9 protein-coding genes, 1 tRNA gene and 2 rRNA genes (1 of these 12 only partly in view) are annotated in these 13,051 nt (G+C 40.7%); 4 read left to right on the top strand and 8 right to left on the bottom strand.

The features are described from left to right. The 6 genes from RHP64_RS00785 to RHP64_RS00760 form a co-directional block, all read right to left on the bottom strand. Positions 1-566, bottom strand: a 23S ribosomal RNA gene (locus RHP64_RS00785); it reaches 2,350 nt to the left of the window's first position. A 188-nt stretch (positions 567-754) separates the two neighbouring features. After that, a tRNA-Ala gene (locus RHP64_RS00780) sits at positions 755-827 on the bottom strand. A 114-nt stretch (positions 828-941) separates the two neighbouring features. Then, positions 942-2,492: ribosomal RNA gene (locus RHP64_RS00775) — 16S ribosomal RNA — on the bottom strand. The 16S and 23S rRNA genes sit together here with 1 tRNA gene alongside, the layout of an rRNA operon. Positions 2,493-3,029: 537 nt before the next feature. Then, positions 3,030-4,436, bottom strand: coding sequence for a cysteine--tRNA ligase (cysS, locus tag RHP64_RS00770; protein ID WP_014324200.1), 1,407 nt, complete (start codon positions 4,434-4,436; stop codon positions 3,030-3,032). A gap of 141 nt (positions 4,437-4,577) precedes the next feature. Next, entirely contained in the window at positions 4,578-6,074 is a 1,497-nt protein-coding gene (gene gltX, locus RHP64_RS00765; RefSeq protein ID WP_025267681.1) for a glutamate--tRNA ligase, read from the bottom strand. 98 nt (positions 6,075-6,172) lie between these two features. Then, on the bottom strand, positions 6,173-6,760 hold the full coding sequence (locus tag RHP64_RS00760; protein ID WP_011679118.1) for a TetR/AcrR family transcriptional regulator: 588 nt from the start codon (positions 6,758-6,760) through the stop codon (positions 6,173-6,175). Between the two features lie 134 nt (positions 6,761-6,894). Here RHP64_RS00760 and RHP64_RS00755 point away from each other — a divergent pair, with 134 nt between their 5' ends. Further along, positions 6,895-8,133, top strand: a complete 1,239-nt coding sequence (locus tag RHP64_RS00755) for a YhgE/Pip domain-containing protein (protein ID WP_025267680.1) — start codon at positions 6,895-6,897, stop codon at positions 8,131-8,133. A 208-nt stretch (positions 8,134-8,341) separates the two neighbouring features. Here the strand turns inward: RHP64_RS00755 and radA are convergent, their stop codons facing one another. Both radA and RHP64_RS00745 read right to left on the bottom strand, forming a co-directional pair. Next, positions 8,342-9,712, bottom strand: coding sequence for a DNA repair protein RadA (gene radA / locus RHP64_RS00750; RefSeq protein ID WP_071951759.1), 1,371 nt, complete (start codon positions 9,710-9,712; stop codon positions 8,342-8,344). A 47-nt stretch (positions 9,713-9,759) separates the two neighbouring features. Then, complete coding sequence (locus RHP64_RS00745; RefSeq protein ID WP_011679115.1) at positions 9,760-10,299, bottom strand: dCTP deaminase/dUTPase family protein; 540 nt, start codon at positions 10,297-10,299, stop codon at positions 9,760-9,762. Positions 10,300-10,531: 232 nt separating this feature from the next. Between RHP64_RS00745 and RHP64_RS00740 the strand changes: the two genes are divergently transcribed. From RHP64_RS00740 to RHP64_RS00730, 3 genes are all read left to right on the top strand, one after another. Next, positions 10,532-10,813, top strand: a complete 282-nt coding sequence (locus tag RHP64_RS00740) for a GNAT family N-acetyltransferase (protein WP_011679114.1) — start codon at positions 10,532-10,534, stop codon at positions 10,811-10,813. Next, positions 10,810-11,496: a ribose-5-phosphate isomerase RpiA gene (gene rpiA, locus RHP64_RS00735; protein ID WP_002816154.1), complete on the top strand. Its 687-nt coding sequence runs from the start codon at positions 10,810-10,812 to the stop codon at positions 11,494-11,496. Before RHP64_RS00740 ends, rpiA begins: the two co-directional genes overlap by 4 nt. Positions 11,497-11,614: 118 nt before the next feature. After that, positions 11,615-13,045 (top strand): aspartate ammonia-lyase, encoded by a 1,431-nt coding sequence (locus tag RHP64_RS00730; RefSeq protein WP_010292838.1) that lies wholly within the window; start codon positions 11,615-11,617, stop codon positions 13,043-13,045. Positions 13,046-13,051 lie beyond the last annotated feature (6 nt).

Here is a 13,051-nt window from a genome sequence, read left to right as displayed (position 1 = left end):
TAGGCGTCGTGGTTTCAGGAACTATTTCACTCCCCTTCCGGGGTGCTTTTCACCTTTCCCTCACGGTACTGGTTCACTATCGGTCACTAGGGAGTATTTAGCCTTACGGGATGGTCCCCGCAGATTCCGACCGGATTTCACGTGTCCGGCCGTACTCAGGATCCTGAAAAGAGTGTGCTTCATTTCGCTTACGGGGCTATCACCCTCTATAGCCAAGTTTCCCAACTTGTTCTGCTATAAAACACTTTTGTAACTCTTATATATCAGTCCTACAACCCCAACATGCAAGCACGTTGGTTTGGGCTCTTCCCCGTTCGCTCGCCGCTACTTAGGGAATCGATTTTTCTTTCTGCTCCTGCTGCTAATGAGATGTTTCAGTTCACAGCGTATTCCGTCAAATATCCTATGTATTCAGATACAGACAACTCTTACGAGTTGGGTTTCCCCATTCGGAAATCTTTGGGTCATAGCGTACTTACCGCTCACCAAAGCTTATCGTAGTTAGTCACGTCCTTCATCGGCTCCTAGTGCCAAGGCATTCACCACGCGCCCTTATTAACTTAACCTATACAACCGAAGTTGTGGTTTAAGTTTATGAGTTGGTCATTTTTCAGACCTGCGATTAAACCGTTCTTTTTAAAGAACTTTTTGTGTTGTTTCTCGGTTCATTTTAGTGCAATCTTACGATTGCTTTTAAAAGAATTTGTTACTATTCAGTTTTCAATGTACAACATGCTAGCCTTTCGACTAGCTATGGAGAATAGCGGGATCGAACCGCTGACCCCCTGCTTGCAAAGCAGGTGCTCTCCCAGCTGAGCTAATTCCCCATAGGATCACTTTGAGACCATGATACCTATTAAAGTATCACACTCAAAACTAAACAAAACTTTGAAACAAACAAATTGACACTTAAGTCCCTGTCGCTTTCCGATTATCCTTAGAAAGGAGGTGATCCAGCCGCAGGTTCTCCTACGGCTACCTTGTTACGACTTCACCCCAGTCATCTGTCCTGCCTTAGACGGCTCCTTCCTAAAAGGTTAGGCCACCGGCTTTGGGCATTACAAACTCCCATGGTGTGACGGGCGGTGTGTACAAGACCCGGGAACGTATTCACCGCGGCGTGCTGATCCGCGATTACTAGCGATTCCGACTTCATGTAGTCGAGTTGCAGACTACAATCCGAACTGAGACGTACTTTAAGAGATTAGCTCACCCTCGCGGGTTGGCAACTCGTTGTATACGCCATTGTAGCACGTGTGTAGCCCAGGTCATAAGGGGCATGATGATCTGACGTCGTCCCCGCCTTCCTCCGGTTTGTCACCGGCAGTCTCGCTAGAGTGCCCATCTGAATGCTGGCAACTAACAATAAGGGTTGCGCTCGTTGCGGGACTTAACCCAACATCTCACGACACGAGCTGACGACGACCATGCACCACCTGTCACTTTGTCTCCGAAGAGAACACTTCTATCTCTAAAAGCTTCAAAGGATGTCAAGACCTGGTAAGGTTCTTCGCGTTGCTTCGAATTAAACCACATGCTCCACCGCTTGTGCGGGTCCCCGTCAATTCCTTTGAGTTTCAACCTTGCGGTCGTACTCCCCAGGCGGAACACTTAATGCGTTAGCTTCGGCACTAAGAGGCGGAAACCTCCTAACACCTAGTGTTCATCGTTTACGGTGTGGACTACCAGGGTATCTAATCCTGTTTGCTACCCACACTTTCGAGCCTCAACGTCAGTTGCAGTCCAGTAAGCCGCCTTCGCCACTGGTGTTCTTCCATATATCTACGCATTCCACCGCTACACATGGAGTTCCACTTACCTCTACTGCACTCAAGTTAACCAGTTTCCAATGCCATTCCGGAGTTGAGCTCCGGGCTTTCACATCAGACTTAATAAACCGTCTGCGCTCGCTTTACGCCCAATAAATCCGGATAACGCTCGGGACATACGTATTACCGCGGCTGCTGGCACGTATTTAGCCGTCCCTTTCTGGTATGGTACCGTCAAACTAAAATCATTTCCTATTCTAGCTGTTCTTCCCATACAACAGTGCTTTACGACCCGAAAGCCTTCATCACACACGCGGCGTTGCTCCATCAGGCTTTCGCCCATTGTGGAAGATTCCCTACTGCAGCCTCCCGTAGGAGTTTGGGCCGTGTCTCAGTCCCAATGTGGCCGATCAGTCTCTCAACTCGGCTATGCATCATTGTCTTGGTAGGCCTTTACCCCACCAACTAACTAATGCACCGCGGATCCATCTCTAGGTGACGCCGAAGCGTCTTTTAACTTTTTGTCATGCGACACTAAGTTTTATTCGGTATTAGCATCTGTTTCCAAATGTTATCCCCAGCCTTGAGGCAGGTTGTCCACGTGTTACTCACCCGTTCGCCACTCACTTGAAAGGTGCAAGCACCTTTCGCTGTGCGTTCGACTTGCATGTATTAGGCACGCCGCCAGCGTTCATCCTGAGCCAGGATCAAACTCTCAATTTGAAAATTTGAAGATTGCTCTTCGATTAAACTGACTATATTTCGCTATATCTCTATAACGTAATCCGTTTATTGTTTGTTACGAATTGACTTCGCAAATTTGTTTTTGTTACTTTACGTAACAGCTACAGATTCGTTTGTTCAAAGTTTTGTTCAGTTTTCAATGTGCTACTCGTTGTCGCTGAGACAACTATATTATCTTACCACGCTCGTTTCGCTTTGTCAACTACTTCTTTTAAGAAGTTTTCGTTGACCTCACTGTCCTTACGCTCTCGCTCCCCCTTGCCTCGCAACGCTTTGCGTCGCTTCGCTCCGTCGGAACATATACTAATATACCAACTTTATTCCCCCTCGTCAACTACTTTTTTTACTTGTTTTTTATCTCTTTCCTTCGTTCGCTTTTTATCCCTTTTTATCCCCTTACTTTACCTTCTCATTCGCTTTATCCGCCCCTTTTTTACCCCTTCCCTCCTTTTCGTTCTTTTGCCTTTACCTTTACTTAATAAATAAAAAAAGCCATCAGCAAGCTGATAGCTTTTTTTATTTATGCCAACGTTGGCCTTGTGGTGTATCTTCTACAAATATACCAACTTCTTTTAACTGATTACGTAACAAGTCTGATTCTTCAAAATCATGCGACTCACGAGCTAATACACGTTTATCCAATAATTCGCGTTGCTTCGTTGTAAGTTCTTCGTTACCATCCAATCCCTCAATACCAAATACAGATAATAAATCGGCAATTGTTCCTAATAAATGCTGAACAGTATCAACTTTTACAGTGTTACGCTCAGTGTAGGTATTCCCTATACTAACAAGTTCAAAAATAGCTGCAAGCGCGTTGGGCGTATTAAAGTCATCATCCATCGCCTGGTCAAACGCTTTCTTTTGCACTTCAATCAATGTCTCAACATCTTCATCCCCACCAGGTTCCGATGTTTCCGCTCGAAACATCAAATTTCTATAAGCTGTACGGATGCGTTCTAATTCTAAACGTGCTTGTTCTAAAGTGCTTGCTTCATAGTTAATTGGTCGCCGATACTGCGTTGTGGTCAATAAGTATCGAATGACCATTGGATCGTCATAAGTCGCTAGCATGTCATGTAGCGTTGTAAAATTACCGAGAGATTTTGACATCTTTTCATTATTAACATTAACAAATCCATTATGCATCCAATAATTAACAAACTTTTGTCCCGTTCTGGCCTCAGACTGCGCAATTTCGTTTGTGTGATGTGGAAATGCTAAATCAATACCGCCACCATGGATATCAATTGTATTCGACAAGTACTTTTGCGCCATAACCGAGCACTCTATATGCCAGCCCGGACGACCATTCCCCCATGGAGACGACCATGAGATAACCCCTTCCCGTGGCTCATTTTTCCAAACAGCAAAATCAATCGGATCCTCTTTACGAATAGTCTCCTCATCATTCAAACGACCAGCAGCATTAGCTTCCATCTCTGCCAAATCCTGATGAGCTAAAATACCATAGCCCTTGAATTTCTTAGCACGGAAGTAAACATCCCCTTCGGACTCATATGCATAGCCTTTATCAATAAGATCTTTTACGAATTCGATGATCTCTGGGATAACTTCTGTTGCACGTGAACGCACCGTGGCAGGTTTAATATTTAATGGCAGAGTATCTTCATCAAAGGCATCAGCATACTTATTAGCAACCTCTAGTTCAGAAATGCCTTCTTCTTGCGCACGATTAATAATTTTGTCGTCCACGTCAGTAAAATTCGAAACATAATTGACTTCATAACCACGATATTCAAAATAGCGGCGCACTGTGTCAAAAGCAATGGCTGAGCGAGCATTCCCAATATGGATATAGTTATATACTGTGGGACCACAAACATACATGTTTATTTTGCCAGCAGTAATTGGCTTAAAAACTTCTTTTTCACGTGATAACGTATTGTAGACGTAGATCATAGTTTGCTCCCTTTATAATAGAAAAATTATTATTACTTAGTATTATACATGAGCTGCAAATATTTTGGCATTATTCCTCAGTACGAATGGATACTCAAAATCATAATAAAAAACGCCGAGCATTCCTCGACGTTTAGATACCTATGCTAAATATTTTTCTTTCACATCGCGCATTGTCTTCAGAACAGTGTTCTTATCCAACAATGTCAACATTTCTGGTAAATTAGGCCCTTGGACTTCGTGAGTAGTCATAATACGAATAGGATTCCATAAGTTACGGCCTTTTATTTCTAAGTCGTTTTGAATCGCACGAATTGTACTCATATAGTCGGCCGGAGTTGCATCAGTCGGCAAGGATTCATATGTTGATTCCCACGCAGCTGCCACTTTACGGCCATCTTCTGAAGTCAGGTATTCAACCATTTCATCTGTTATATCGCCCAACTCAAAGAAAGGTTTGCGAACTAGCTCAACAATTTGACGCGTATATGATATACCATCAACGCCAGCGACTTTAATAACTTCTGACAACCACTTTTTCTTATCAGCAGCATCATCTGCAGATATCAAATGAGCATTGACGAGCTCTTGAATAAGTTGTGGCATAACAGCATCCGTATCACGACGCATCCATTGGTTGTTGACCCATTCTAATTTCTTTTGATCGAACTTAGCATTTGCTTTGCTCAAACGCTTTTCATCAAACATTTCTTTGAATTCTGACAAACTAAAGATTTCATCTTCACCCTTTGGTGACCACCCCAGCAAACCAATAAAATTAACCATAGCTTGTGGTTGGTAGCCTAATTCCTTGTATTGTTCAACAAACTGCAAGAGATTTTCATCACGTTTAGACAATTTCTTACCAGTTTCTCCATTGATAATCAAAGCCATATGTCCAAACTTTGGCACATTCCATCCCAAAGCCTCATAAATCATGATTTGCTTTGGTGTATTTGAGACGTGGTCATCTCCACGAAGAACGTGGGAAATTTTCATCAAATGGTCATCAACGACAACCGCAAAATTATAAGTTGGCATACCATCAGCTTTTTGAATGACCCAATCACCACCAACTTCTTTAGCACCAATCTCGATATGCCCTTTAACGATGTCATCCCAAGCATATACCTGCTCTTCTGGTACACGGAAACGCACTACCGGCTTTAATCCTTGTGCTTCAAATTCAGCATATTTGGCTTCACGCTCTTCGTTAGTCAAACCTTCATATTCATAAACATAATGCGGCGCCTGCTTAGCTGCCTGTTGCGCTTCACGTTCAGAGGCGAGCTGTTCTGACGTTTTGTAAGACTTGTACGCTTGCCCACTAGCTAATAGTGCATCGATAAATTCTTGATAAATACCCTGTTCATTACGTTCTGATTGACGATAAGGTCCATAAACGCCTGGTTTGTCTGGGCTCTCATCCCAGTCTAAACCTAGCCAAGCTAAATTTTCAAGTTGTGATTTTTCGCCATCAGCAATATTACGTGCTGAGTCAGTATCCTCAATACGAATAACGAATGTGCCATTGTAGTGGCGTGCAAATAACCAATTAAAAATAGCTGTTCGTGCATTCCCTATATGCAAATGTCCCGTTGGTGACGGCGCATAGCGAACACGTATGTCTTCTGTCATGAATCAATAATCTCCTATGTATGGTATTTAGTACCGTTTTGTCTAGGTACTAGTATACAACACTCATGATACTAATTTCCAATCACTATAACGTGTTTTTATGGACGTAAACTTTTTGCAAAAAAGCGAATTTGCTTTTCGTAGAAATCTTCTGGTTCAGTAATTAACTCAGGATTGTCATAGCGAATCGCAGTCAAAAAATAACCGAAATTCAACCATATGACATTCATAACCGCTGCTTCCACATCTACCGACTTTTTTATTTTATTTTGTGCCCTCATCTCTGTAAAATACTGCAGTAAGATTTTTCTGAATCGAATTGGTATTTCTTCGACCGCATGACTCACTTTTGGCATTCGAAAAGATTCTTGAAGGCCTATCAAAACAACTTCTTGATGTTTCTCCTGAAACTCTTGATACGTTCTTGACATATTGATTAGGTCAGTCTCAATATCACCCGTCACAACCAGTGCATCATCAAAAATAGCAGCCAAATCATTGAGATGCCTATCAATCACAGCTGATAGTAACCCTTCTTTGTCTTTAAACTTTCTAAAAATTGTACTAGGATTGACATTCGCTTTTTCAGCAATTTTGTTGATGGTTGCCGATTGATAACCAACTTCTATCAACAATGTAATGAACGCATTTAAAATTAAATCGTATTTTGATGGTTGTTTGGACATGTTTCGTACCTCTTCTTTAGTTATATTATCATATTCTCTTTTGAAAGACAGACTATTTTTAGTATGCACGCAACTACTTGCATGCAAAACGAATAAGTGCTACTCTATTGTCAGCAAAAGAAAAGGAGTTCCACATGAGTTTCAAAAAATTTATTGTCAGCAAGGGTGTCATCGGAGCGCTCATTATCGTGCTATTCTACGGCTTATTGATGGTTGGCATTTATTTTTCAGGGTATAAAGTCGTGCCCAGCAAAATAAACCAATTGCCAGTTGCCATTGTCAACCAAGATAAGGACAGCACTACATTAAAAAAACAACTTAAAAAAAGCTTGCCGTTTAAACACGTCAAAACTGATTTGAATATGAAACAGGCTAAAAGTCAATTGAACGATCGCGAAATTTATTTAATTATTGATATTCCAAAAGATTTCAATGCCAACCTCAAGAAAATAGATGGTCAATCTAAAGGTGAACTTAAGTTTTACATCAACTACGCCAATCCTATGACATCAGTTTCAGCCATGGAAACTGTCGCCAAATCAGTCGGTAATCATGTTCAAAAAAGTGTTTTACTGCAGCAAAGCAAGGGGATTCTAACAGCCACCGAATTGTCACAATTAGAATCAGAGACAAAATCATTAATCACAGCTAATCCAACACAAAAAGACGCTATTTTACAAAAAGCTGAACAAACAAAAAACACTGCTACAGCAAAAATAAATCAAACCTATGCAAACGTTGCTAATTCATACAATTACAGCATTGTAAAAATGAATAAAGCACCTTCTGGTATGCAACATAGCATGGCTCCGTTCTTTATGTCACTAGCTTTTTATATTGGTTCCATGATTGGCGCCATGTTAATTGTCGTTGCATACAAGTCATTTTCACCATTAATAGGTCGCTGGAAAGCATACATTTATACGGAAATCGCTATTATCTTAATTTCAATGATAGCACCGCTGTTAATTGTTGCACTAAGCAAAAGTATGCTTCATTTTGATAGTAATACCTATTGGCAACTGTGGGTTAACCATTCTATTGAGTTATTTGCATCATTGAATGTCAACCTAATCTTCTCATTAATTCTTGGACAACTTGGTATTATGATCAATATGCCTTTCATGCTGACTCAAGTTGTTTCAGGGGCCGGTCTCATTCCACGCCCAATCCTGCCTGATTTTTTCAAGGTCATGAGTAACATTTCTCCTTGTTTCTATTCAATTCGCGCAGATTACAACATCTTATACGGTGGCAATAACACACACACCCTTTGGCTACAACTTCTGACCATTGGCATCGTAGCTATTATTATTCACCTAGCTATTGTTGCTTTCCAAAAAAAGCGCACACCGCTGGTACAACCTTCATAATAAAAAAGGACCTTTCTAGGAAGGCCCTTTTTTATGTTTAGCTATTTAAAAATGTTTACCTAAATGGCTTTTTGTTTGGTCACTGGCACGTATTTTATCATGGGCGTAGTAATGCCCATTTTCATCGACTTGTTTTAAAAGCTGCCAAAGTAGGTGCCCCCATTCCCAAGATAACCAGCCAACTATTGATAGAAATGCTCTGACATGATCATTCTCCTAAGGCAATTTTAAGCGCCTCACTTAATGTTGTTACTCCAATAACTTGAATACCTTGAGGTAATTCGACGCCATTTAAATTATTTTTAGGAACAATAGCACGCTTAAATCCCAATTTTTTAGCTTCTTTTAATCGTCCTTCAATATCTGCTACGCTACGGACTTCGCCAGTTAGACCAATTTCGCCAACAAAGACATCACTTGGCCTTGATTCTTTATCATGATACGAACTAGCTAGAGCAACAGCAATCGCTAAATCAATTGCTGGTTCATCAAGTTTCACGCCACCTGCTGCCTTTAAATACGCATCTTGATTTTGTAATAATAGGTTAGCGCGTTTTTCTAATACAGCCATAATCAATGACACGCGATTCCTATCGAGGCCTGCTGCTGTACGCTGTGCGTTACCAAATACAGTCGGCGTTACTAAGGCTTGTAATTCAACCAAAATAGGTCGTGATCCTTCTAACGCGACCACAATTGCCGATCCAGTGGCACCAGATAAACGTTCTTCTAAGAAAATCTCAGAGGGATTAGCTACCTCTATCAAACCGCCATTACGCATTTCAAAAATACCTAATTCATTTGTTGCGCCAAACCGATTTTTAACCGCACGCAGAATGCGGTACTTATAATTACTATCTCCTTCAAAGTACAATACTGTATCAACCATGTGCTCCAGAATTTTTGGCCCCGCTATGGCGCCATCTTTAGTCACATGCCCTACTATAAATATAGAAATATTATTAGTCTTAGCGATTTGCAACAGATCGGCTGTCACTTCTCGAATTTGTGACACTGATCCAACAGCCGATGAGACATCAGGTTCTTGCATGGTTTGTACCGAGTCAATAACAACAAAATTCGGTTGTAATTCCTCAATCTGCTTTTTCACGGCCGTCATATCCGTTTCCGGATATAAATAAAACTCATCGTGCCCAACGCCTAAGCGGTCGGCACGCAGTTTCACTTGTGTGGCAGACTCTTCGCCGGTCACATATAGTACCCGTCCTTCTTGAGCAAGTTGTCCAGATACTTGAAGTAGTAATGTTGACTTGCCAATACCAGGATCACCACCAATCAAAACCATCGAACCTGGGACAACACCACCACCTAAAACTCGGTTTAGTTCTTTAAGCTTAGTTGCTACGCGCGGTGTCTCTTCAGATGTAATCTCGTTTATTTTTTCAACTTTAGCATTGCGTCCATCTAGACTCACACGACTTTTACGATCATTTGATTCTGGTTGGATTTTTTCTTCAACAAGCGTGCCCCATTCACCACAATTTGAGCAGCGTCCTAAATACCGCGCCGAAACAAAACCGCAGTTGGAACATATAAATTGTGTTTTTACTTTAGCGATATCCTAGTCCTTTCATTTAATTCGTTCTAACATAATGATAAAAGATATTATTGCCCTGTTGAACCAAAGCCACCCTTACGATCTGACTTTTCCACAGCATCATCGCCATCAGCTAATAAATAGGGCAAAAATATGCCTTGACCGATGCGCTCACCTTTTTTAATATGGGCGTCTTTAAGGCCAAAATTAATAAACTGAAAGAAAATTTCCCCTTCATTACCCTCATTATTATAATAATCAGCATCTACGATACCAACTGCGTTAGGCATCATTATCCGTTTTTTAATAGGTCCACTTGAACGTGAAACAAGTTGCAAGTATTCACCTTCCCCCATGTAAGCTTTTATACCCGTTGGAATAAGTACCGGTTTAAGCATATCTTGCAAATCTTCATTATCACGTAGCTTTGAAAGTTTCCCAAGTGATAAAATATTAAGTCCCTTGAAAAAATTATTACTCAAAACGCTAGGGATAGTGATATCCACTGCGGCTTCAAAATCATAACCTGCTGCTTGCTGTGTGCTGCGCTTTGGAACAGTAATATTCTCGTCAGCATATTTGCTAACAATCTCAAATCCACGTGTCATAATAAGTACACCTCTTCATAAATAGTTTATCCCTTATTATACGATATATTGTCCTTATTTTAAAAAATATACGTTAAATTATAAAATGTTAGATGGATTAAAAAATGGTCAGAACAAGTAACACAGACAAGCACAAATTATGTTAGTATCATAGGTAAATAGTAAATTTTCACGCACTCAATTAAATACCGCTAATCATTATGCTGTTATAATAAAACGAGAGGAAATTATTATGGAATTCCAACACGAAAATGGTCGTTATTTCTTGGAAAAAAACGGCAAAGTTATCGCTCAGATTACTTATACAGTAATCAACGAGGGGCAAACCTATTCAATTAATTCAACCGTAGTGGATCCATCTCTACGTGGGCAAGGTGTTGCTAAAAAATTGTTAGACACGATTGTTGCTGATGCGCGTGCCAAAAACATGACAATAAAGCCCGTTTGTCCTTATGTAAAAGAAGCATTTTTACGTTACCCCGACACTTATCAGGAGATTGAGTACAAATCATGAGTTCATCACAGGATTTACAAAAAATTATTGCTGGTCGCCGCGCCGCCGACTTTGTTCAGGACGGTATGGTAGTGGGCATTGGCTCTGGATCAACAATTGCTCAAGTCATTACCGCTTTAGGTGAACGCGTGGCCAATGAAAATTTAAAAATCGTCGGCGTCCCTACTTCTGAAAAGACAAGGCGCAATGCTGCAAAACTAGGAATCCCGATGTACAACGTTGATGATGTCGATAAAATTGATCTTACAATTGATGGAGCTGACCAAATTTCGGATGATTTCTCAGCCATTAAAGGTGGCGGGGCCGCGCTTTTATGGGAAAAAATCGTTGCGTTTAACTCTCGTGAGAATATCTGGGTTGTAGACAGTAGCAAACGTGTATCCAAACTAAATCAGTATTTGCCAGTCGAAATTATTCCATATGGATCTGACCAATTATTTAAACGCTTTACTGCAGATGGGTTCCATCCTACTTGGCGTTTAGATCAAAATGGCAACCCTGTACGTACAGATTCGGCAAATTACCTCATTGATCTACATGTTCCCGTTATCGAAGATCCACGTGATTTGGGTCAAGAATTAATTAATATGGTCGGTGTTGTAGAGCACGGTCTGTTCACTGATGTTGTTAACCGTGTAGTCATTGGTAGTGATGATGGCGTTGAAATTATTGAAGCACCTTAAAGGGTGCTTTTTTTCTATATCAAGAAAGAAAAATATGGTGTCATAAAACTTAACAAATAAAATTGGTATAGTTATTTTTTGCGGTAAAATATTCTCATAACCAGTAAGGAGAAGCAATATGCGCACAGAATCAGATTCACTCGGCCAAATCAACGTACCCAAAGATGTCTACTACGGGGCACACACTCAACGTGCGCTAAATAATTTTCCAATTTCAAAAGAAACAACCCATCCAGAAATCATTCGAGCCTTTTTAGAAATTAAACAGGCTGCGGCACAAACAAATGCTACATCTGGTAATCTAGATCGAGCTGTTGCTAAACATATTGTTGATGCAACAAAAATTTTGTTAAGTCAGCCAATCGATCTTACAATGTTTCCAATTAGTGACGTTCAAGGTGGTGCTGGTACAAGTACCAATATGAACGTCAATGAAGTTGTTGCTAATACAGCTCTTGAGCAGGTAGGCCGTGCACGTGGTGAATATGGCTACGTTAACCCAAATGACCACGTTAATATGGGTCAGAGTACCAATGATACTTATCCTAGCGCAGGAAAAATTGCTCTTATCCGACTACTCGAACCACTTTTTTCAGAATTAACATTATTGGTAGACGCTCTTGGTAACAAAGCCGACGAATTTTCAACAACTTACAAAATGGGTCGTACACAGCTACAAGATGCTGTGCCCATGACCTTAGGAAATACCTTTCATGCTTGGTTAAAACCACTTCGTCGAGACTTTAAACGTATCGAAGCCGCACGCAATGAGCTATATACATTAAATCTGGGCGGATCAGCTATTGGTTCCGGTATTAACGTAAGTTATCATTACCAAGTGCACATCGTCCCTAACCTAGCTAGCATAACTGGGCTTCCACTTGAGCAAGCCCATGATTTATTTGATGCAACTTCAAACTTAGACTCCTATGTTGCCCTGTCTGGTTCATTAAAAAATTTAGCAGTTAATCTATCTAAAATGTCTAATGATCTACGCTTACTCAGTTCTGGCCCACGTTCGGGATTACATGAAATTAACTTACCTTCAAAACAAGCAGGTTCATCAATCATGCCTGGTAAAGTTAATCCAGTTATTCCAGAAGTTGTCAATCAAGTCGCCTTTGAAATGATTGGCTTTGATACCACCGTTACGGCAGCAAGCGAAGCTGGTCAATTAGAATTGAATGCATTTGAACCCATTATTTTCAAAAGCTTAATCACTGGCATTGAACATCTCCAACAAGCTATGAATACTCTACGCATCAATGCCATTGACGGCATTACAGTAAACAAACATCGCTTGTCACAAGACATTGATTTGTCGGTGAGCTTTGCAACCGCGATGGCGCCAATAATTGGCTACAAAGAAGCCGCTAAAATTGCTAAAGAATCTCTGCGCACTGGAAAATCTTTGCGTGAAATCGCTGAAAAGAAAAATAGATTTACTGAAAGTGAATTGGCACATATTTTCAAGGTTGAAGATATCGTTATTAATGCTCGAACACCAGAGCATGGTCTAGTATTGCACGCGCCAAAAACAACAGTATAAACAAAT

It is taken from the genome of Leuconostoc sp. XM4 (genome assembly GCF_055698815.1).
The sequence above is the reverse complement of the archived record's forward strand: the minus strand, read 5'-3'. Positions and strand labels throughout refer to the sequence as shown.